Annotated in this window: 17 protein-coding genes and 1 pseudogene; 1 reads left to right on the top strand and 17 read right to left on the bottom strand. The window is 74.9% G+C overall.

Annotated elements, in window-relative coordinates:
- A pseudogene (locus tag J1M40_RS03050) lies at window positions 1–1,026 on the top strand (glycosyl transferase); the annotation flags it as partial.
- A gap of 54 nt (window positions 1,027–1,080) precedes the next feature.
- Here J1M40_RS03050 and J1M40_RS03045 read toward each other — a convergent pair.
- The 17 genes from J1M40_RS03045 to galU all read right to left on the bottom strand — a co-directional run.
- Window positions 1,081–3,213 (bottom strand): hypothetical protein, encoded by a 2,133-nt coding sequence (locus tag J1M40_RS03045; protein ID WP_206450461.1) that lies wholly within the window; start codon window positions 3,211–3,213, stop codon window positions 1,081–1,083.
- A complete protein-coding gene (locus J1M40_RS12950) occupies window positions 3,210–4,511 on the bottom strand; it encodes a glycosyltransferase family 4 protein (RefSeq protein ID WP_240008996.1) in 1,302 nt (433 codons plus the stop codon). Before J1M40_RS12950 ends, J1M40_RS03045 begins: the two co-directional genes overlap by 4 nt.
- A gap of 300 nt (window positions 4,512–4,811) precedes the next feature.
- Window positions 4,812–5,798 carry a Gfo/Idh/MocA family protein gene (locus J1M40_RS03035; protein ID WP_206450460.1) on the bottom strand — a complete coding sequence of 329 codons (987 nt, stop codon included), beginning with the start codon at window positions 5,796–5,798 and terminating at the stop codon, window positions 4,812–4,814.
- Entirely contained in the window at window positions 5,795–6,898 is a 1,104-nt protein-coding gene (locus J1M40_RS03030) for a DegT/DnrJ/EryC1/StrS aminotransferase family protein (RefSeq protein ID WP_159228098.1), read from the bottom strand. The genes J1M40_RS03035 and J1M40_RS03030 overlap by 4 nt, the downstream gene beginning before the upstream one ends.
- Window positions 6,891–7,514, bottom strand: a complete 624-nt coding sequence (locus J1M40_RS03025) for an acyltransferase (RefSeq protein ID WP_129866821.1) — start codon at window positions 7,512–7,514, stop codon at window positions 6,891–6,893. Before J1M40_RS03025 ends, J1M40_RS03030 begins: the two co-directional genes overlap by 8 nt.
- Window positions 7,511–8,821 (bottom strand): nucleotide sugar dehydrogenase, encoded by a 1,311-nt coding sequence (locus J1M40_RS03020; RefSeq protein ID WP_049158734.1) that lies wholly within the window; start codon window positions 8,819–8,821, stop codon window positions 7,511–7,513. The genes J1M40_RS03025 and J1M40_RS03020 overlap by 4 nt, the downstream gene beginning before the upstream one ends.
- A gap of 112 nt (window positions 8,822–8,933) precedes the next feature.
- Window positions 8,934–10,739, bottom strand: a complete 1,806-nt coding sequence (locus J1M40_RS03015) for a glycosyltransferase family 4 protein (RefSeq protein WP_206450459.1) — start codon at window positions 10,737–10,739, stop codon at window positions 8,934–8,936.
- A gap of 49 nt (window positions 10,740–10,788) precedes the next feature.
- Window positions 10,789–12,045 carry a UDP-N-acetyl-D-mannosamine dehydrogenase gene (gene wecC, locus J1M40_RS03010; RefSeq protein ID WP_206450458.1) on the bottom strand — a complete coding sequence of 419 codons (1,257 nt, stop codon included), beginning with the start codon at window positions 12,043–12,045 and terminating at the stop codon, window positions 10,789–10,791.
- Window positions 12,046–12,139: 94 nt separating this feature from the next.
- Window positions 12,140–14,335 (bottom strand): glycosyltransferase, encoded by a 2,196-nt coding sequence (locus tag J1M40_RS03005; protein WP_206450457.1) that lies wholly within the window; start codon window positions 14,333–14,335, stop codon window positions 12,140–12,142.
- Window positions 14,332–15,096 carry a hypothetical protein gene (locus J1M40_RS03000; RefSeq protein ID WP_206450456.1) on the bottom strand — a complete coding sequence of 255 codons (765 nt, stop codon included), beginning with the start codon at window positions 15,094–15,096 and terminating at the stop codon, window positions 14,332–14,334. Before J1M40_RS03000 ends, J1M40_RS03005 begins: the two co-directional genes overlap by 4 nt.
- A gap of 82 nt (window positions 15,097–15,178) precedes the next feature.
- A complete protein-coding gene (locus J1M40_RS02995) occupies window positions 15,179–16,351 on the bottom strand; it encodes a glycosyltransferase family 4 protein (RefSeq protein ID WP_206450455.1) in 1,173 nt (390 codons plus the stop codon).
- Window positions 16,341–17,486: an LCP family protein gene (locus J1M40_RS02990; RefSeq protein WP_206450454.1), complete on the bottom strand. Its 1,146-nt coding sequence runs from the start codon at window positions 17,484–17,486 to the stop codon at window positions 16,341–16,343. Before J1M40_RS02990 ends, J1M40_RS02995 begins: the two co-directional genes overlap by 11 nt.
- A 50-nt stretch (window positions 17,487–17,536) precedes the next feature.
- Window positions 17,537–18,454: a bifunctional DNA-formamidopyrimidine glycosylase/DNA-(apurinic or apyrimidinic site) lyase gene (gene mutM / locus J1M40_RS02985; protein WP_206450453.1), complete on the bottom strand. Its 918-nt coding sequence runs from the start codon at window positions 18,452–18,454 to the stop codon at window positions 17,537–17,539.
- A 4-nt stretch (window positions 18,455–18,458) separates the two neighbouring features.
- Window positions 18,459–19,121, bottom strand: a complete 663-nt coding sequence (rnc, locus tag J1M40_RS02980; protein WP_285139034.1) for a ribonuclease III — start codon at window positions 19,119–19,121, stop codon at window positions 18,459–18,461.
- Between the two features lie 73 nt (window positions 19,122–19,194).
- Window positions 19,195–19,398: a 50S ribosomal protein L32 gene (gene rpmF / locus J1M40_RS02975; RefSeq protein WP_017489305.1), complete on the bottom strand. Its 204-nt coding sequence runs from the start codon at window positions 19,396–19,398 to the stop codon at window positions 19,195–19,197.
- A 2-nt stretch (window positions 19,399–19,400) separates the two neighbouring features.
- Window positions 19,401–19,973 (bottom strand): DUF177 domain-containing protein, encoded by a 573-nt coding sequence (locus tag J1M40_RS02970; RefSeq protein WP_002856392.1) that lies wholly within the window; start codon window positions 19,971–19,973, stop codon window positions 19,401–19,403.
- 174 nt (window positions 19,974–20,147) lie between these two features.
- Window positions 20,148–21,045, bottom strand: an 898-nt coding sequence (gene galU / locus J1M40_RS02965; RefSeq protein ID WP_241252028.1) for a UTP--glucose-1-phosphate uridylyltransferase GalU, incomplete at its 5' end; no start/stop codon positions are given.

The raw sequence follows: 21,045 nt of genomic DNA, 5'->3' as shown, positions 1-21,045 counted from the left end.
CTCCTGGTCGTGGGCGACCCGCCCACGGTCCGACCCCTCCTGGACGCCTGGCCCGCCGACGCCGGCCCCGCGACGCAGCGGCCGCCCCGGGAGGTCCCCGAGGGCCGCGGCCTCGCCGTGGGCGGGCCCGAGGCGGTCTGGGGCGTCCTGCACGACTGGGTCACGGACGACCGTGCCCACGGCACGGTCCTCAGCGGGGGCGAGGGGCCGCTGTGGGGCCGGGCCGAGCAGTCCCCCGTCCACGAACTGCTCTCCCTCCGGGCTCGGGGACGTCGGGTCGCCCTGGTGGCCGGCGAGCGGATCCTCGCCGGCATCGACCGGAGACTGGCGGCCGTCCCCGGCCACCCCTGGGGCGGACTGGACCCGGACGCGCGGGCGGCGCTGGACCGCCGCATCCGGCGTCAGGGCCGCCCGTTCCAGGCCGCCCTGGCCGCCGGAGTCCCCGTGCTCTCCCACCGGCGCGTGGAGGCGCTGCTGACGCCGGGCGTGCTCTGGCTGCCGGCACCGATCCCGACGCCGACGGACCGGGGACCCGGTCCTGACGGCGCGTCCGCCCCCCGCAGCGTGCTCATCCTGCCCGGGGACCGCACCTCGGCCGAGTCGGCGGCCGTGGACGAGCTGGTCGCGGAACTCACCGCACGCGGGATCCCGGTCGAGGCCCCGTCGGGTCCCCGGTTCCGCCGTCGACCCGACGCGTTCCACGGCGATGTCGTCGTGGCCCCGCTGCACACGGGAGAACTGGAGATCGCGGCCCTGCAGGCCCTGGCCGCGGGCAGCGCTGTGGTCGCCGGGCCGCCGGTGACTCCCGCGCCGGACGGGTGCGCCCCGCCGGTGATCGAGACCGACGACGCCACGCTGCTCACCACGGTGCTGGGCGTGCTGGAGGAGACGTCGTCGGCCGCGCGGGAACGGCGGGAGCGGGCGCGCGAGCACCACGCGCGGCTGCACGCGCCCGAAGCCGTGCTGGTGCGGTTGGAGGCCCTGCTCAGCCCCGCGGAGACGTCGGACGGGCCCGCCGCGGTGTGATCCGTCGCGGGCCCCTGCCGGGTCCCCGGATGGGCGCCCCGGTGGGGCCGGGACTCAGTCCTCGGCCGATGCCCGGGCGGTGGCCACCCGGGCGGCCCAGGACTGCGTGCGCTGGGCCTCGGCCATGCCGGGCGCCCCGCCCCGCACGAGCGCGGCGATGCCGGCGCGGATCGCCTCCGAGGAGCGCGCGACGCCGAGCCCCACGCGATTGCGCTCGAGGAAGTCCGCGATCCCCATGTCCGCGAAGCAGAGCACGGGGTAGCCGCGCTCGATCAAGGACATGGTCTTGTAGGGGAAGCTGAACCGGGCGTACTCGCCGCCCAGCAGCACCACGCCCACCACGGTCCGCGTCGCGGGGACGTACCACTCGAGCGGGACCGTGGTGATCCGCAGCCCGGGCCGGTCCGCCAGGCCGTGCTCGGCCAGCAGGTCCTCCAACACGGAACGCTCCCCCGCGCGCACGACGAAGTCGAGTCGCACCTGCGGGTCAAGCGTCCCGACGGCGGTGAGGTACTGGCCCAGGCCGTAGATCCCGCCCACGCCTCCGGCGTACAGCAGGGTGACGCCCTCCTCGCCGATCGCCGGGGCGTCGGCGGGGACGGTGTTCGCCGGGGACACGGCCGGCGGCAGCGGCAGCCAGTCCACGGGCCCGCGGCCGTGGCGGGCCAGCAGGGCGTCGAAGCCCGCCCCGGACTCCGCAGACGGAGCCGCCAGCCGGTCCGCGGCCGCCGCCATCGCATCGAACTCGGCGAGCCCACGCTCCTGGACGTCGCGCCGCGCGTCGGCGTCCTCGAGGTACCCGTCGATCTCGTCCAGCCAGTGCAGGTCACGCACGAACCAGACGCTCGTGCCGCCTCCGGCCGAGAAGCGGGCCATGACGTCCGCGAGTGCGGTGGTCACCCGGCCGACCGGGATCGGCGACGTCGAGTTCTCGCCGTAGAGGAGTCCGAGGGGACGGCCGGCGGCGAGAGCATCGTCCAGGACCCGGAGCCGCCGGTCGAACACGCCCGGGACGGAGGAGAGCCGCAGCGCCGCGGCGGGCTCGGAGAGGGCGTCGTTCATGTTGCGCACCCGCTGGGGACGGGCCCCGTCGGTGCGGTCCTCGAGCGGCGAGGTGGAGAAGAACACGTCCAACGGGCCGTCGTGCCGCAGCACCGCGAGGTCCTCGAACGTCCTGTCCACTAGACCGGTCATCGCCGTGCGGTAGGCGGCGAGCAGGTCGGTGGTGCCGGCGTCGACGGTGTCGACGGCGGAGTGAGGCTCGGGCCCCCCGCGCAGGGCCGCGGCGAGCTCCGTGACGAGGCGCAGCCCCCGCCCCGTCCGCACGCCCGGATGGCCCGCGGCCCACGCGCCCGAGCCGATGGTGTCCTCCACCACCAACCGTTCCGCGACGCCGGCGCCGACCAGGAGTTCGCCGACGGCCGTGTGGTCGCGCGACGAGCCCACGAGGACCACGTGCGTGGCGCCGCCGAGCCGGGTCGCCGCGACCGCGTCGAACGCGCGTCCCGCGACGAGGTCGCGGGTGCGGTAGAGGGCGGAGGCCGAGAGGCTGCGGAGCGAGGCGCCCGGCACCGTGTCCACCGCGGTCTGGAGCGCCTCCATCTGTGCCGCGAGGCGGTCGGCGTCGACGTGTTCGGGGTGGAGGACGACGACGCTCGGCGTCTCGAATTCTTCGGCCAGCGGAGGCAACAACTCGGGCGGCAGGGCTCGACGTGGATGGCGGAGGTGGGCGCTCCACGACCCCTTCGACAGGGCCTTGTCGAACTCCCATTCGTCCTCGAGGAACAGCCGGTCGACCGCCCGCGTCAGGGCCGCGAAGTCCTCCTCGGCGTGCCTGCGGGCCGCCGAGAAGTCCAGGTCGCCGCGGCGGAGCAGGGGGATGAACTCCTCCTCTACATGCCGGGCGGCGAAGCCCGCGGCGCCGAGCCCGGAGGCGAGGATCGCGTCGTAGGCGCCCGCGGCCGTGACCCGGCGCATCTCGCGCGCGATCTGGGCGCCGGCAGCGCGCAGGGCGTGGGTGCCGGTCCACGGGTAGAGCGGGGCCGGGGCAAGGCCGGGACGCCGGCGCAGCCAAGCGTGCGAGGCGACGTCGAGGACGTCGACCACGTGGCCGCTATCGCGCAGGTCCTGCAGCAGCAGACCCTCCGCCGGGCCCGTGCCGGCCGTCAACAGCAGCACGGCGCTCATGCGTTCTCCTCCCCTCGCCCGCCCGGGCCTGCCGCCAGACCCATCAGCGCCATTTCCTGGTCCACGGTGTGCTCCGGCGAAGTCTGCGCGCGGACCCGGGCTGCCGCGGCCCGGGACATCCGCAGGAACAGGTCCGGGTCCTCCATCAGCCGTCGCAGGCCGTCGGCCAGCCCGGCCACGTCCTCGGCGTCGGCGATCATCGCGCAGTCCTTGTCCACGAACTCCCGGACGGCGCCGGCGTCATTGGTCACGGGCACGAGCCCGGAGGCCATCGCCTCGTCCCGCGAGACCCCCTGGGAGTCGAGTCGGGTGGGCACCAGGAACACGCCGTGCTCCCGGTGCAGGGCCGCGATCTCCTCCTGGACGGCGAAGCGGCGCTCCACCGTGACGTTCGCGTCGTCCGCGAAGGCCTCCTCGAAGAGGCCGAAGTGCTTGCCGTCGCCGATCACGGTGACCTGCATGCGGTCCCACAGGGGCGTGTCCCGCAGGCGCTCGAGGGCCCGCACGGCGAGGTCCGCGCCGTAATTGAGGTTCGCCGCGGAGCGGACCCACAGCACACGGAAGCGCTGCTCGGGGTCCTTGGGCACGAAGCAGAACAGGTCCGTGTCGATCACGTTGTGCACGATCGCCGTGCGTTGCGCCGGGAAGACGAGCTCCATGTCCTCCTGAGCCGCTCGGCGCCACCAGCGGGAGACGAACACGAACCGCTCGGGGCCGTGCGGGTGGTCGAGCACCTCGCGCCAGAAGCGCTGGCGTTCCAGGGTGTCGACGATCGCGTCGTCCACCTGCCCCTGGGTCCGGTGGTTGCGCATGGTCCGGATCCACCGGCGCGACTCGAAACCGTGCATGAACGCGAAGAAGCGGTGCCCCGCCAGCGCGTCCTGGATCGGCTCCCAGAGGGAGCGGACGAGGAAGTGGGCCGCCACGGACTCGTAGTGCCGCGTGCGCAGCAGCTCCGCGGCCTCCGCTCCCCGGCCCACCAGCACGTGGACGCCGTCGTACTCGTAGGAGCGGGGTTCGGCGGACCGATCGATCACCGCGACGTCGACGCGGACGCCGGCGGCCTGGAAGTACTTGACCCGGCGGTGCACGAAGCCGTTGCCGTAGGGGTTCTCGAGGGTGGGGTACACGCCCACCACGACCAGGTGTCGCGGCGCGTCGTCGCCGAGCTGGGCGGCGGCGTCCGCCCGTGCGAAGTGGTCGGCGACCCGCCTCGGCGCGGCGGCCAGGTCCTCCTCCTCGTGGCCCGTGGGGGTCAGCGGGGGCGCCGGCTCCGCGAACAGGCGCCGCTTGAGCACGGCGTTCTCGAGCTGCAGCAGTGTCGCTGCCTCTTGCGAGGTGTAGGTGTCCCCGACGTCGGCGAGGTGGAAGTAGCCGCGATAGCCCGGGGTGGTGTCGCGGGCGGGCGCGGCGGAGCGGCGTGCCGCGCCGGCGGGGTGGGGCGGCCATCGACCGGATTCGACGCACGGCGTCCGAGTCCTGTGGGAGGGTGTCGAACACGGCGCGCAGCACGCGAGGCCCGGGCTCGGGCAGGGCTCGCGCCCGTCGGGCCACCGCACGGACGGCCCGGCGGGCGCGGCGTCGCCAGTCCCCCGCGCTCACAGCGTGACGCTCTCACCCGTGCGGGCCGACGCGATCATCGCCTCGGCCACGCACAGCGTGTCGAGCCCCTCCGCCATGGACACGTGCTCCTGCCGGACGCCGAGGATCGCGTCGCGGAACGCCTCGTGCTCGGTGTGCAGCGGCTCGGGCTTCTCGATCGCCAGGCGGGTGACGTCCCCCTCGGAGACGCCACGGAACGCGGACACCGCGTCCCAGCGGGTGCGGACCGATCCGTTGGCCTGGAAGGTCAGGTCCGCGTGCACGGTGTCCGCCACGAACGCACCGAGCTCGCCGGTGACGACGGTCTGGCGGATCTTCACGGGCGAGAGCCAGTTCACGACGTGGCTCGTGATGACCCCGCACTCGAGGCGGCCGCTGGCGACCACCATGTCCTCATGCTCACGGCCGGAGTTGGTCATGGTCTCCGCGGCCACGCGCGTGAACGGGCTGTCCGCCAGCCACGCGGTCAGGTCGATGTCGTGCGTGCCGAGGTCCTTGACGACCCCGACGTCGGCGATGCGGGCGGGGAAGCCGCCCTGACGCACGGTCGTGATCTGCAGGACCCGGCCCAGCTCGCCGGCCTGGATCCGGCGGCGCATCTCCTGCAGGGCGGGGTTGAAGCGTTCGATGTGGCCCACGGCGCCGACGAGGCCGGCCTCGTCGAAGGCGCGGACCAGGCGGGTGCCCGCCTCGGAGCTGTGCGCGATGGGCTTCTCGACCATCACGTGCACGCCGGCCTCAGCCAGGGCCATGCCGACCTCCTCGTGCAGGCCGGTCGGGACCGCGCACATGACGGCGTCCACGCCGTGGTCGATGAGCCCCTGGACCGAGTCGTACAGGGGCAGGTCCCCCGCCACGCCGTGCGGATCACCCATCGCGTCGGCGACGGCGACCAGCTCGGTGCCCTCGATGGAGCGCATCACGCGGGCGTGGTGGCGTCCCATCATGCCCAGGCCGATCAGTCCGGTGCGCAGCACGCTCATGCAGCGGCCTCCGCCACCACCGTGTTGACGGCCTCGACGACGCGCGTGACGTCCGCGTCCGTCAGGGACGGGTGGACCGGGATGGAGAACACGGTGGACGCGGCCACGCGGGTGTTCGGCAGGTCCGCCTCGACGCCGAAGGAGGGCAGCTCATTGGTGGGCACCGGGTAGTAGACCCCCGTGCCGACCCCGAACTCGTCCTTCAGGCGGGCGAGCACGTCCGCCCGCGTCCCGGCCAGCTCCTCGGGCAGGCGGACCGTGTACTGGTGGTACACGTGTTCGGCGCCCTCGAGCACCGTCGGCACGGTGACCCCGCGCAGCTCGGCGTCGAAGCGGGCGGCGATCTCCTGCCGGCGCCGGGTCCATGCACCGACCTTGGTCAGCTGCACCCGGCCGATGGCCGCGTGGATGTCCGTCATGCGGTTGTTGAAGCCCACGAGCTCATTGCGGTACTGGACCTCCATGCCCTGGTTGCGCAACAGGCGCAGGCGACGGGCGACGTCCGCCTCCCCCACGGAGACCATGCCGCCCTCACCCGAGGTCATGTTCTTGGTCGGGTAGAGGCTGAACATGCCCCACGCCCCGAAGGTGCCCACGGGGCGCCCCTTCCAGCGGGCGCCGTGCGCCTGCGCCGCGTCCTCGAACAGCTGGAGGCCGTGCTCGCGGCAGATCGCCTCGAGCTCGTCCATGCGGGCTGGGTGGCCGTACAGGTGCACCGGCATGACGGCGGCGGTCCGCTCCGTCACCTTGGCGCGCACGTCCTGGGGGTCGAGGGTGTACGTCTGCAGGTCCACGTCCGCGAAGACCGGGGTCGCGCCCGTGAGGGCGACGGCGTTGCCGGTCGCCGCGAAGGTGAAGGCGGGCACGATGACCTCGTCGCCGGGGCCGATGCCCGCGGCCAGCAGGCCCAGGTGCAGGCCGGAGGTGCCGGAGTTGACGGCCACGCAGGCCCGGCCGTCCACCATCGCGGCACCGAACTCCTCCTCGAAGGCCGCGACCTCGGGGCCCTGCGCCACCATGCCGGAGCGCAGGACGCGGTCCACCGCCTCGCGCTCCTCGTCACCGATGACCGGCTTCGCCGCCGGGATGAACTCAGCCATGGTTCTCCTCCTCCTGCGCGGGCCCGGCCGGGCGCAGCGCCCCGTCCCGCTCGATGAACGTCTCCCCGGTGTCCGGGCACACCCAGACGCCGTCCTTCTCCGCCAGCCGGCGGCCTGTCCGGCCGACCCAGCCGATGCGCTTCGCGGGCACCCCGGCCACGAGGCCGAAGTCCGGCACGTCGCGGGTGACCACCGAGCCGGCCGCCACCAGGGCCCACGCGCCGATGCGCATCGGCGCGACACACACGGACCGCGCGCCGATCGCGGCGCCGTCGCCGATGTCCACGCCCACGGCGTCCCAGTCGTCCCCGGACTTCTGGGACAGGTCCGGGTTGACCGCGCGGGGGTAGGTGTCGTTGGTCAGGACGACGCCCGGTCCGATGAAGACGCCGCGGCCCAGACGAGCCGGCTCGTAGACGAGGGCGAGGTTCTGGACCTTGCAGTCGTCGCCGAGCTCCACCCCGGTGCCGATATAGGCCGCACGGCCGACGATGCAGCGCTCGCCGAGGCGGGCCTGCTCACGGACCTGCGCGAGGTGCCAGACCTTGGTGCCGGCGCCGAGGACGGCGTCCTCGGCCACGTCGGCCGAGGCGGCGGTGAAGACGTTCCCGCTCATCGGGCGGCCTCGGCGTCCTGCGGCAGGCCGATGACCCGACGGGTCACGCCCGCCCAGGCGTCGGCGTCGGTGACGTTGCGGCCGTCCACGAAGGTGCGCACGCCCGGCAGGTCGGCCGGGGTGAGAGCGCGGTACTCGGCGTGGTCCGTCTGCAGGATCGCGGCGTCGACCTCGGCGCCGGCGGAGTGCGGGGTGAAGCCCAGCGCGGTGAGCTCCTCGTCCGTGTACATCGGGTCGTCCACGGTGACCTCGGCGCCTCGGGTGCGCAGGGCGCCCACGGTGGCGAACACACCGGAGAACGCGGTCTCCTTCACGCCGCCGCGGTAGGCGGCACCCAGCACGACGACGCGCTGACCGGCGAGGTCGCCGTGCGCCTGGGCGAGCAGGTCCACGGCGAAGTCCGGCATCGAGGCGTTCACGGCGCGCGCGGTGCGGACGATGTCCGCGGCCGGGTCGTTCCACAGGTACAGGCGCGGGTAGACCGGGATGCAGTGGCCGCCCACGGCGATGCCCGGGCGGTGGATGTGGCTGTACGGCTGCGAGTTGGAGGCCTCGATCACCCGGTAGATGTCGATGCCGTTCGCGCCGGCGTAGCGGGCGAACTCGTTCGCCAGGCCGATGTTGACGTCGCGGTAGGTGGTCTCGGCGAGCTTGGCCATCTCGGAGGCCTCCGCAGAGCCGAGGTCCCATACGCCGTTGGGACGGGACAGGTCAGGACGCTCGTCGAAGTCCAGCACGGCCTCGTAGAACTCGCGGGCGCGCTCGGCGCCGGCCGGGGTCAGGCCGCCGATCAGCTTGGGGTAGCGGCGAAGGTCCTCGAACACGCGGCCGGTGAGCACGCGCTCCGGCGAGAACACGAGGTGGAAGTCCTCCCCCTCGGTCAGGCCCGAGCCCTCCTCCAGCATCGGCTTCCACCGGGTGCGGGTGGTGCCCACGGGCAGCGTGGTCTCGTAGGAGACGAGGGTGCCCGGTGTCAGGTGCTTCGCCAGCTCGGTGGTGGCGCCGTCCATCCAGCCGAAGTCGGGGCGGGCCTCGTCGTCCACGAAGAGCGGCACGACGAGCACGACGGCGTCGGCCCCCGGGACGGCGTCGCCGTAGTCGGTGGTGGCGCGCAGGCGGCCGTCGGCCACCGTGGAGGAGAGCTTCTCCTGCAGGTGGGCCTCGCCCGGGAAGGGCTCGGTCCCCGCGTTGACGAGGTCCACGACGGTGGCGTTGACGTCCACGCCGACCACCTCGTGTCCCTTGCTCGCGAACTGCACGGCCAGCGGCAGGCCGATCTTGCCCAGGGCGACGACGGCGATCTTCATGCGGGTCCAGTCTTCCTTCCGTGCACGGGCCCCACGCGGCGAGCGTCGGGCGGGCGTCGAGGAGGCCTCCGGAACACGAGAGTGCGGGAGACCCGGCGCCCGCGTCACTGTATCAGCGCGGGTGGACGCCGAGCCGGTCGTAGAGCGTCCGATAGCGGCGCGCGTTGGCCTCCCAGGTGCGCGTCTGCAGGGCCCATTCCCGGCCGGCCGCGCCGAGGCGCGCCCGCTCGGCCGGGTCCCCCGCGAGCCGGTCGAGGGCGGCGGCCAGCGCTGCGGGATCCTCCGCGGGGACGAGCAGGCCGGTCCGCTCGTCCTCGACGAGCTCGGCCAGGGCCGGCAGGTCCGAGGCGACGACGGGCCGGCCGGTGGCCGAGGCCTCGACGGTCTTCATCGGCGTCACCGCGCGGGTGACGGGCAGGTCCCGGCGCGGGACCGTGAACACGTCCAGGGCGGCGTGGTGCAGGCGCGCGTCCTCGCGGTCGACCCGCCCGGGGAAGGCGCACAGCTCCGCGATGCCGAGCTCCGCGGCCAGGGCCTGCAGCCCGGGCCGGGCGACGCCGTCGCCGGCGATGTGCACGCGCAACCCGGGACGGTGCGGGGCCAGCCGCGCGGCGGCACGCAGCAGGATGTCCAGGCCCTCGTAGTCCACGAGGCTCGAGACGGTGCCCACCACGAAGGCGTCGGTCGGCAGGTCCCAGCCCAGCCGGGCGCGTGCCTCGTCGCGGTCCACCGGCTCGGCGACGAAGGCCGGGCCCACGGCGTTGGGGCAGAGCACGACGGCGTCCTCGGCCACCCCGGCGGCGACCAGGCGGTCGCGCATGCCCGCCCCGAGCGTCACGACCCCGTCGGCGCGGCGGGCGGCCTCGGCCTCCCGCTCCTGGAAGAGCCGGTACCGTTCCGAGCCCAGGGCCTCGGGCCCGCGCACCGCCGCCCATGTGTCCGCGAGCTGCCCGCGGACCTCGTACACCCACGGGATCCCGAAGGCCCGCGCCACGGCCTCGACCGCGAGCGCGTTCACGAAGTGCGTGGTGGTGTGCAGCAGGGCGGGACGGTGTCGTCGCACGTGCGCGGCCAGCAGCTCGGCGTGTTGCTGGATGCGGGCGGCCTGGCCCTGGGCGAGCCGGGCCGGCAGCAGCCGGGCGTAGTCGATCCCGTCCACGACGTCCCGCTGTGCCGCCCAGGGCACGCCGATCTGCACGGGGTAGCCCGGCCGCGTCACGGCGGCGACGTCGAAGCCCTCGTCCCGCAGGGAGGTGAGGATCGCGTGGCTGCGCTGGGCGTACCCGGATCCGGTGTGGGGCAGGGAGTTGGTCAGCACGTGCAGCACCCGCCCCGGGACCGGGCGGTAGCCGGGCTCGGTCGGCAGGGTCGGGGCGACGCCGCGGAACGCGTCCCGCTCCCCCGCCATGCGGCGGGCGAGATGACGGTTGCGGGGATGCCGCGCGGCGAGCGCGGCCGCGCCGACCAGGTCGCCGCGGTGCGCCGCCAGGCGTGCGGCGGCGGCCGTCCACGCCGCGCCGCGATGCTCCTCCGGCACGCTGCCGAGCAGCGTCTCGGCGACGTCGGGCCGGCCCATGCCGAGGGCGGCGTCGGCCCGGTGCACCAGCCCGCGGCGGCTCCCCGCCCCCGGACGGGACGCGCGGACGGGCCGGCCGGCCTCATCCACGCCGAGGGCGGCCAGGGCCGCAGCGCGCTCGCCCCGCATCTCGTGGCCGAGCGCGGGCACGACGCCGTTCCGGCCCAGGCGGGTGAGGACGCCGGCCGCCCCGCCCGCCACCGCGGGCGGCAGTCGACGGGAGACCTGCAGGGCCAGCAGCACCGGGTCGTCCGTCACGTGCTCGCGGACGGTCTGGGCGGTCAGGGCCAGGGACCGCAGCAGCGGCCGGCGGGACGACGCGGGGCGCTCGCGTGCGGTCATCGGTGCGGGCTCCTGTCGGCGGGGCGGGCGGGGCGCGGGCCGCGTCGGGTCAGAGGGACGGGACGGTGCGCCACTGGCCGCGCGTGTCGATCACGCGCTTGTCGGCCACGCGGTCGCCGAGGTCGGCGAAGGCGGAGTGGTCCACCAGCAGCACCACGATGTCGGCGGCCTCGAGGGCCTCGTCGACCGCGACCAGGCGCACGTTGTCCTTGCCCTGCAGCGCGGCCGGCAGCTCCGTCACGTGCGGCTCGACGACGAGCACGTCGGACCCGGAGAACTGGCCCGCCAGCTCGGCCGCGATGTTCAGGGCCGGGGATTCGCGCAGGTCGTCGATGTTCGGCTTGAAGGCCAGCCCGAGGGCGGCGATGACGGGCGCCCGGCCGGTCTCCTGCTGGACGTCGAAGGCCGCGGCCTTGACCTGGTCGATGACCCACTGGGGCTTGCCGTCGTTGATCTCCCGGGCCGTGCGGATCAGCCGGGCGGTCTGCGGGGCGGCGTCCACGATGAACCACGGGTCCACGGCGATGCAGTGGCCGCCCACGCCGGGGCCCGGCTGCAGGATGTTCACGCGGGGATGGTGGTTGGCGAGCTCGATGAGCTCCCACACGTCGATGCCCTGCTCGGCGCAGATCACGGACAGCTCGTTGGCGAAGGCGATGTTGACGTCGCGGAAGGAGTTCTCCACGAGCTTGGCCATCTCCGCGGTGCGGGTGTCCGTCAGCAGGATCTCGCCCTCGCAGAATGTGCGGTAGAGGTCGCGGGCCCGCTCGGCCGCGCGCCGGGTCGAGCCGCCGACGATCCTGTCGTTGGTCACGAGCTCGACCATGACGCGGCCCGGGAGCACCCGCTCGGGGCAGTGGGCGAAGTCCAGCTCGGACTCGCGCAGCTCAGGGCGCTCGGCGAAGATCACCTCGGCCATGTGCTCGGTGGCGCCGGGGGGCGAGGTGGACTCGAGAATGACGAGCTCGTCGCCGGTCAGCTGCGGGGCCAGGCCGCGGGCGGCGGCCTCGATGTAGCCCAGGTCCGGGGAGTGTCCGTCCTTGAACGGGGTGGGCACGGCGACGATGTAGGCGTCCGCGGCCGGCGTCGTCGTCGAGGCGCTGAGCAGGCCCTTCTCGACGCCGCGCGCGACGAACCCGGCCAGGTCCGGCTCCACGAAGGGCACGGTGCCCGTGTTCACGGCGTCCACCGTGCGGTCCGAGACGTCCACGCCGTGCACGCGCACGCCGTTCTCGGCGAGGATGGCGGCGGTGGGCAGGCCGATGTAGCCCAGGCCGATGACGGCGACGGTCTCGATCTTCTTCACGGGGTCTCCTCGATGGGGAATGGTCCACGGCGGCCCCAGGCACCGGCGGGCGGGGGCGGACGCGTCCCACCCTACCGCCGTCGTCCGGCCTGCTTCAGTTCAGCCCGAGCGCCTCGCGCCACAGGCCGGCCACGACGCGCTCGTCGTATGCGCGCACCCGGTCCCGGGCCAGGGTCGAGAGCGCGTCCCACCGCGCGTCGTCGACGACCGCCTCCAGCACCCGCCGCGCCGCGGCGTCGGTGTCGTCGAGCACGAACTCCTCGCCGAACACGCCCCTCGCGCCGGGCCGGTCCCAGACGAGCGGGACCGCGCCCGAGACCATGCCCTCGGCGGGCGCGAGGTGGAAGCTCTCGGTGGTGGACGGCGAGAGCACCCAGCCGATCTTCGTCAGCCACGAGCCCATGTCCGCCCCGAAGGGCTCGAAGGCGACGGCCTCGCGCAGCGGACCGGCGCCGAGGCGGGCGAACAGGTCGAGGTAGCCCTCGCGCTGGAGGGGTTTGCGCCACTCGTGCGGGTACTCCCACGGCATGCGGCCGCGCACGTGCAGGGTGAACCGTTCGTCATGGGCGCGCAGGATCTCCAGCAGGTCGACGGCCCGGTCCAGGCGCTTGCGCAGCGGCACCACGCCGACGAGGCCGAGCCGGAACCGGCGACCCGGCAGGCCGGGACGGTCCAGGTCCGCCACGGACACGGCGTTGGGGATCACCGAGACCCGCGCGGGCTCGATGGGCAGGTGCTCGCGCACCAGGTCCCGGTAGAGATCGGAGACGGTCACGAGGCGGTCCACGGCGTCGGTCTCGAGCGCGGAGAGCCAGCCGCCGCGCAGCTCGAACATGTGCAGGCGGACCACGAGTCGCTGGCCGGGGCGCTTGTGGCGGGCGTACCAGACGGCGTTGGGGCCCGCCCACTCGCACACCACGACGTCGGCCCACTCGACGAGGCGGCGTGAGGCGGCCTCGTCGTGGCGGTGCAGGCCCTGCCAGTGGTCGATGCGCAGCTCGACGCCCGGGTCGTCCCGCAGCAGGTCGACGAGCTCGCCCGCGAACTTCAGGTCGTGGCCGGCCAGGACCACGCGGGTGCGTGACCCGCCGCGGGCGGGCCGTCGGTCGAGCAGGCCGAGCCGGTCCATGATGCCTGCCAGGGCGCGTGCGCGTGCGGCCATTCGATAGGGCGCGGCGGCCTCGACGACGCGCCGCGAGAGGGCCGGCAGGTCGTGGCGGACGGCCGCGATGCGGGCGGCCACGTCCCGGGCCGAGTCCCTCACCCCGTCCACGAACAGGGGGTAGTCGGCCCCCAGCAGCTCCTCGTGCGCCACGGTCCGGTTCAGGAGCGGCGGCACTCCGACCGCGCAGCTCTCGAGCACCTTCGTGGAGATCTCGAGCGAGAGGTCCAGGGCGGGGGCGCGCCAGCCCAGAGAGACGTCCGCGGCCGCGGTGCGGGCCATGGACTCCTCGCGGGAGAGCGCTCCCGTCCACTCGAAGTCGGGCCGGTCGGCCTCGAGGCGGGAGCGCATCGCCGCGGCCCAACCGGGCCGGTCCCGCTCGGGGTGGACCTTGTCCCCCACCATCGTGAGCGTGGCCGGGACGCCGGCCTCGTGGAGGGCGGTCAGCACGTCCGGCATGAGGTCGGTGCGCCAGTCGTGGGCGAACTTGCCCGTGTACACGAGACGCACTGGGCCGTCGGCGGGCGCTTCGGCGCGTTCGGCCGGAGCGAGCCCGTCCGGCACCATCGGCGAGAGCAGCTCGGTGCGCCCGGCGGCGGCCGGGACCATCGCCTCGAGCACGGCGCGGGCCTGGGGCGTCTGGGCCAGCATCAGACGGCTCGCCGCGGCGATGCGACCGAGCTCCTCGACGCGCCCGGCCGGGAAGCCGTCCTCCACGTAGCCGTACTCGGTCACGTAGGACCACAGCCGCCCCGGGAAGGCGCCGCGGTCGGCGAGCTCGAGACAGGCATGGATGCCGCGCACGAGCACCACGTCGTACCGGGACTCCTCGTCCCGGCGGGCCAGCACGTCCGCGGCGCGGGAGGGGTTCATGCCCCCCTGCCCGGCCGCCGGCTCGGCGGCGAGCACGCGCACCCCCGTCAGGGCGCGCAGCGGAGCGGTGAGCAGGTCCCGGCGTTCGACGGCCTTGAGCTGGACGTCCACGCTCGCACCCGTGCGGGCGAGGGTCTCCGCCAGGGAGGGCAGCCACGTGGCGGAGCCGTCGATGACGTTCAGGTCGACGTCGCCGTAGAGCAGGACGCGCACGCCGGCGGCGTCGGTCAGGCGGTCGGGGTGGTGCGTGTTCATGCGCTCTCCTCCGGGCAGGCGGCGAGGACGTCGGCGATCCCCTGGGGCGCGTCGCCCGGGTCCTCGGTGAAGTGCAACGGCGTCCGGTCCGCGCCGGCCTCGACCACGATGACGTCCCCGGCGTGCAGCAGGGCGAGGGCCCCGAGCCGGTGCCGGTGACGGCCCCGGGAGAGCACCCAGACGGTCACCCCGCGCGCGGCGGCCGCGCTCACGGCACCCCGCAGCTCGAGGTAGAGGGCCGCGCCGGCGGCGTCGAGGGCCCCGGCCCACGGCCCGTCCACGCCGTCCACGTCCACGACGACGGCCTCCACGCGTTCGGCCACCGCGCCCGCGGTGCCCGGCACGAGCGGCACGACGCGGTGCCCGGCGGCCGCGAGGGCCGCGCGCACGTCCGGGGCGGCGACGACGCCGACGGCCCGCCCGCCCCGCTCGGTGCGGGACGTGTCGGCCAGGCCCAGGGCCCGCTCGAGACGGGCCGCGGCCTCCGGATCGGCGCCGACGGCGGCCGCACCGCGGCCGGTGAGGGAGGAGCTGCCGGTGCGGGCCGGCCCGCCCGCCAGGCCCAGGGCGTCGGCCGGCCGGGCGTGCGCCGGAGGGGCGCCCCAGCGGATGCCGAACACGCCGCGGACCTCCTCGGCCACCGGCGGCGGCAGCCTGCGCAGCAGCGCGCCGCTGGTGCGGCGCACCCGACGGCGCTGTTCGGGCGGCAGCAGGCGAGCGCCCGCGCGCGCGACCTGACGGATGGACTTCCCAGCTGGCATCAGAACCGTTCCTCGGTGTCCCGGTGGAGTGCACCCGGCCGGGTGCGGCGGCGTCAACCCTAGCAAGGGGCCGACGTCGGGCTCAGCGACCGGCGACGCGGCGCAGCAGGCGCTCGTAGCGGCGGGCCACGGCCGGCAGGTCGGCGTGGCGGCGCACCCAGTCGCGTCCGCCCGCGCCGACGTCGGTGCGGTGCGGATCGTCCGCGAGCGCCGTCAGGTGCCGCACCAGGTCGTCCACGTCCGGGCCGACGACCTCGGCGCCGCCGGCCGCCTCGAGGGTGCGGGCGGCCTCCCCCGTCACCAGGCCCGTGACGTGCCGGCCGACGGCGAGCACCTCGTAGGTCTTGGAGGGCACGGTGTGACGGAAGCTCGGCCAGTCGGGACGCAGGGCCACCACCAGCGTGTCCGCCCACGCGTACTGCTCGGCCACGGCCGCGCCGTGGACGGGTCCGAGGATCTCGGCCGGCGAGCCGAGCTCGGCGTTGCGGGCCTCCAGCGCCGGACGCCGGGTCCCCTCCCCGACCAGCCGGACGCGCACCCCCGGCCGGGTGCGCCGCAGCGTCGCCGCGGCGTCGATGAGCCGCTCGAGCCCCTGGCTCTCGCCCATGTTGCCCAGGTACAGCACACGCAGCTCGCCGGCGGCCCGCTCGCGCCGCGGCGCCACCGCCAGGCGGGCCAGGTCCACGCCGTTGCCCAGGGTGCGGACCACCCGCACCCCGCGCCCGCGCAGCGTCTCCGCGAAGCCGTCCGTGACGGTCACCACGAGGCGGGCCGCGCGTTGGCCGCCGGTCACGACGCGCTCCATCGCGACGCCCAGCAGGCCCTGGTGGACCCCGGCCTCGTGGGCGAGGTCCGGCCAGGCGTCGCGCATCTCCAGCACGAGGGGACGGCGCCAGAGGCGGGAGAGCACGACGCCGGGCACCACCACGGGCAGCGCGGGCACGGTGGCCACCACCACGTCCGGGCGAAGGGTGGCCATCCCACGGGGGATGGCGAGCAGCGCGTGCACCACCGCCTCGGCGAAGCGGCCGTTGCGGCCGGCCTCCCCCAGGGGCAGGCGAGGCGTGGGCAGGACGCGTTCGCCGTCGGGCCCGGCGAAGGGGCGCACACCCCCGGGCGCGACGACGTCGACGTCCCAGCCCGCCGACCGCAGCGCCGCCACGACCGCGCCCCAGCGACGTGCGGGCGGGGTGCGCTCGGGCCGGTAGGAGTGAGAGACCAGCAGGAGGCGGGGGCGGCGCGGCTCAGTCGTCACAGGGGTCCTCCCCGAGGGCGGGTGCGGGCGTGGTGCCGGTCAGCAGGGTCAGCACGGGGGCGGGCCCGCCGGCGGCCTGGGCCTTCTTCTCCTTCTTGGGCTCGTGCTCGTCGACATAGCGCTGGACGTCGTCATCGGCGAGGGCGGAGCGCAGGTCCGCCAGCTTGTCCTCGTCGAGCTCGACGATGGCGTCGCCGTTCGGCCCCTCGGCGAAGCCCTTGCGGGGCACCGTGAACATCTCGACGTCCTCGCCGCGCACGTCGCGCAGCTGCCACGCGAGCGAGGCGATCACTCCGGACGTGAGCCCCTCGTCCACACCGAGGTGGTCGGAGAACGTGGCGACGACCTCGGTGGTGCGGGCGGGATTGCCCAGGATCTGCGGGCTGAGGAAGCGGTCCATCGCCCCGGCCAGGTAGCGCTGCTGGTTCTTCACGCGGGTGACGTCGCCGTCGTCGAAGGCGTGCCGTTCGCGCACGTAGCGCAGGGCGGCGGTGTCCTGCAGCAGGATGTGCCCGCGCGGGTAGTACGAGGGGTTGGCCTGACCGGAGGAGAAGGCCTGCGGGTTGCAGACCTCGACGCCGCCCAGCGCGTTCGTCACGCCCCGGAACCCCTGGAAGTCGACCTCGAGGACGTGGTGGATCGGCACTCCCAGCAGCAGCTCCACCGTGTCCACGGCGAGCGCGTAGCCGCCCCTGTCGAAGGCCGAGTTGATCTTCGCCTCGCCGTGGCCGGGCACGGTGACCCACGAATCCCGCAGCACGGACATGACGTAGACCTGGCGACGGTCCGCGGGGATGTGCACGAGCATCATGGTGTCCGAACGCTGGCCCATGTCCTGCTCGCCCTCGCCCTCGCGGGAGTCGGAGCCCAGGACGAGCACGTTCAGCGGGCCGTCCCCGGCCGCCTGCTCGAGCGCCCCCACGTCCACCGTCTGCCGGTGGTCGTCGAAGGTGCGCCCGAGCGAGCCCGCGTACCAGGCGCCCAGGCCGAGCAGCGCCGCGAGCAGGACGGCGAGCAGGCCGACGACCCACGGCCAGCGCCGGCGGCGCCGCGCGACCGGCGGCGCGTCGTCGCGCGGGGGCTCGGGGCGCGGCAGGGGCTCGGGCGTCCAGGACGCGGCCGGGGGATGGCTCACTCGGGTCTCCTGCTCGAGGTCGGGGGTCAGCCCAGTCTACGGACGCCTCGTCAGGCGTCGGCCGCCGCGGCCCGGCGACGGCGCGGCGTGGGCTGGCAGCGCGGGCACAGGTGGCTCGCACGGTTCATGAACGGCACGCGGACGATGCGGGAGTCGACCCCCTCGGCGGCGCAGCGGCGACACGGCTGCCCGGTGCGCCCGTAGGCCGCCAAGGAGCGGGCGAAGTAGCCCGATCGCCCGTCCACGTTGACGTAGAGCGCGTCGAAGCTCGTGCCCCCCACCTCCAGGGCCCGGCGCATCACGTCCTGGACGGCCGCCAGGAGGCGCAGCGTGTCCGCCCGGCGCATGCGCTCGGTCGGGCGCTCGGGGTGCAGGCGGGCGCCCCACAGGGCCTCGTCCGCGTAGATGTTGCCGATCCCGGAGACCAGCGACTGGTCCAGCAGCGCGCGCTTGAGGGTGGAGCGGCGCCGTGCCAGGCGCGCGTGCACGGCCGCGGGGTCGAACAGCGGGTGCAGCGGGTCCAGGGCGATGTGGGCGGCCGTGGTGGGGATCCGCTCGCCGCCGGCGGCGTCGTCGGGCCGCAGCGCGTCGAGCCACCAGCCGCCGAAGATCCGCTGGTCCACGAACCGCAGCTCGCGGGCGGAGCCGTCCGCCGCGGTGACGGGCAGGCGCAGGCGCAGGTGTCGCTGGTCGGCGGCCCCCGGTTCGTCCACAAGGATCTGCCCGCTCATCCCCAGGTGCACGACGACGGCGTCGTCGCCCTCGGCCAGGGGCAGCCAGAGGAACTTGCCGCGGCGAGCCGGCTCGGCCAGCCGGGCGCCGCGCAGCCGCTCCCGGAGGGCGTCCGCGCCGCCGGGGCTGCGACGCAGCGAGCGGGGGTCAAGGACCTCGAGATCCGCGGCGACGGCGTCCGTGGCCCACCGGGCCAGGCCGCGCCGGACGACCTCGGCCTCGGGCAGCTCCGGCACGGGCTCAGCACCCCGCGGCCGGCAGGCCCGCCTCGAGGGCGGGCCATGAGGCGGCCGCGGCGTCCCGCTCGGCCTGCTTCTTGGAGCTGGCGACGGCGGAGCCGTACTCGCGCTCGCCGACGACGAGGGTGGCCCGGTAGCGGGGGTCGTGCGCGGGGCCCTGCCCCTCGATCGCGTAGCGGACGGCGCCGAGACCGTGGCGGCTGGCGGCCTCGGCCACGACCGTCTTCCAGTCGGTGCTCTCGCGCAGCAGGTCCGGCTCGTCCAGCAGCGGCACCACGTGGCGGTGCACGAGTGCGGCCGCGGCCACGGGCCCGTGGTCCACGTAGACGGCGCCGATGAGCGCCTCGAGGGTGTCGGCGAGGATCGAGTCCTTGTCCGCCCCGCCGGTGCGGCGCTCCCCCGTGCCCAGGCGTACGAACGGGCCGATGCCGATCCGGCGCGCCACCTTCGCCAGGGCACGCGTGGACACGACGGCGGCCCGGCGGCGGGCGAGGTCGCCCTCGGCCAGGTCCGGGTACACCGTGAAGATGTGGTCGGTGACCACGTAGCCCAGCACCGAGTCCCCGAGGAACTCGAGGCGCTCGTTGGTGGGCAGCCCGCCCTGCTCATAGGCGAACGAGCGGTGCGTCAGAGCGCGTTCGAGCGTCCCGGCGGTGATGTGCACGCCGAGACGCTCGAACAGCTCTTCTGGCTCGGGCGCGGGCTCAGGCCCGCGGCGAGCCGATGGGGACGCCATCTCAGGCGTCGGCGACCTTGCGGCCCTTGTACTCGAAGAACAGGGGGGTGCCGGCGGCGTCGGTCTTCAGCTCGGCCTGATGGGGCAGGCGGTACGAGACACGACCGTTCTCGACGGACTTCACCAGGGTGGGCGCGGTGGCCTTCCACTGCGACCGGCGGGCACGGGTGTTGGCACGGGACATCTTCCGCTTCGGGACTGCCACGACTATCTCTCTTCTGTCTCGGTGATGGAGGTCTCTGAGGTGCCCGCGAGGTGGGCCAGGGCGGCCCAGCGCGGGTCCACGCGCTCGTGGGCGTGCCCCTCGGGCGCGTCCTCGAGGCGGATGCCGCAGTCGGCGCACAGGCCCTCGCAGTCCGGCCGGCACAGCGGCTGGAACGGAAGGGCGATGACCACGGCGTCCCGGAACACGGGTTCCAGGTCCACGGTCTCGCGCACCACGAGCGGCTGCTCGCCGGCGTCGTCCTCGGACGTGCCGGTGAGGTACAGCTCCTGCAGGTCCACGGTGATCCCCTCGTGCAGCGGGCGCAGGCAACGGCCGCACTCGCCCTTCAGGGTCGCGTCCGCGGTGCCGGTGACGAGGACGCCCTCGTGCACCGACTCCAGACGCAGGTCCAGTTCGACGGGGTCCCCCTCGGGGATCCCCAGCAGCGGCGTGGAGACGCCCGCGGGGGCGGGCCACTCGGCCGTCAGCTCGCGCTGGACTCCGGCCCCGCGCGTCAGATCGCGCACGGGGATCACCCACGGCGAGTCGGCGCCGTGGTGCTGGATGCTGTCCATGGTCGCTCCTCTCGGCGGGTGGGACGGCGGGGGTACACGGCCCGTCCGCACGCCCTCTGCGGGGGTGCGATGCGGCCTGGACACGGGTCCAGCCACGACGGACCGACAGCCCATCCTACCGGGTGGGTCCGCCTCGGCCAAAGCCGGCGGCGGCCCGCGCGTCGCCGGCCCGGCTCAGAGCCCGGCGGTGAACTCCTGGAGCCAGGCGCGCAGGTCGGCCCCGAGGTCCTCGTGCCGCGTCCCGAACTCGATGACCGCCTGCAGGTAGCCGAGCTTGTCCCCCGTGTCGTAGCGGCGGCCGTCGAAGACGACGGCGTGCACGCCGCGGCCCTCGCCGTCCTCCGTGGCCAGCCTCTGCAGCGCATCGGTGAGCTGGATCTCCCCGCCGCGGCCGGGCGGGGTCTCGTCCAGCACGTCGAACACCTGCGGGGCCAGCACGTAGCGGCCGATGATCGCGAGGGTGGAGGGGGCGTCCTCGCGGGCCGGCTTCTCCACGAGGTCGGTGACGCGGACGACGTCGTCGCCCTCCCCCGGCACGGCCTGCACCGCGGCCACGCCGTAGGCCGAGACGGCCTCCTCCGGGACCTCCATGAGGGCGATCACGGAGCCGCCGAGGCGCTGCTGCACGTCGATCATGCGCTCGAGCAGCGCCTCGCCGTCGCCGATGATGTCATCGCCCAGCAGGACCGCGAACGGCTCCTCGCCGACGTGGCGGCGAGCGCAGTTCACCGCGTGGCCGAGCCCGAGAGCCTCGCCCTGGCGGACGTAGTGGATGTCCCCCACCAGGTCCGACTCGTGGATCTGCGCGAGCCGCTTGGTGTCGCCCTTGTGCTCCAACGCGGCCTCCAGCGCGGGATGGCGGTCAAAGTGGTCCTCGAGGGCCCGCTTGTTCCGGCCCGTGATCATCAGCACGTCGGCGAGGCCCGCACGCCGGGCCTCCGTCACCACGTACTCGATGGCCGGCCGGTCCACCACCGGCAGCATCTCCTTCGGCATGGCCTTGGTGGCCGGCAGGAAGCGGGTGCCCAGGCCGGCGGCCGGGATGACGGCCTTGCGGGTGCGGGGGCGGGAG

The organism is Micrococcus sp. KRD026, assembly GCF_017168445.1.
GTDB lineage: Bacteria > Actinomycetota > Actinomycetes > Actinomycetales > Micrococcaceae > Micrococcus > Micrococcus luteus.
This window is presented reverse-complemented; position numbering and strand designations above follow the sequence as displayed.

Bases quoted from the DNA above. Each gene is read 5' to 3' on its own strand.
- J1M40_RS02970 (WP_002856392.1), bottom strand. From the start codon at position 19,973: ATGGACAGCATCCAGCACCACGGCGCCGACTCGCCGTGGGTGATCCCC.
- J1M40_RS03015 (WP_206450459.1), bottom strand. From the start codon at position 10,739: ATGACCGCACGCGAGCGCCCCGCGTCGTCCCGCCGGCCGCTGCTGCGG.
- J1M40_RS03005 (WP_206450457.1), bottom strand. From the start codon at position 14,335: ATGAACACGCACCACCCCGACCGCCTGACCGACGCCGCCGGCGTGCGC.
- J1M40_RS03045 (WP_206450461.1), bottom strand. From the start codon at position 3,213: ATGAGCGCCGTGCTGCTGTTGACGGCCGGCACGGGCCCGGCGGAGGGT.
- J1M40_RS03000 (WP_206450456.1), bottom strand. From the start codon at position 15,096: ATGCCAGCTGGGAAGTCCATCCGTCAGGTCGCGCGCGCGGGCGCTCGC.
- J1M40_RS03030 (WP_159228098.1), bottom strand. From the start codon at position 6,898: ATGGCTGAGTTCATCCCGGCGGCGAAGCCGGTCATCGGTGACGAGGAG.
- J1M40_RS03035 (WP_206450460.1), bottom strand. From the start codon at position 5,798: ATGAGCGTGCTGCGCACCGGACTGATCGGCCTGGGCATGATGGGACGC.
- J1M40_RS03025 (WP_129866821.1), bottom strand. From the start codon at position 7,514: ATGAGCGGGAACGTCTTCACCGCCGCCTCGGCCGACGTGGCCGAGGAC.
- J1M40_RS03020 (WP_049158734.1), bottom strand. From the start codon at position 8,821: ATGAAGATCGCCGTCGTCGCCCTGGGCAAGATCGGCCTGCCGCTGGCC.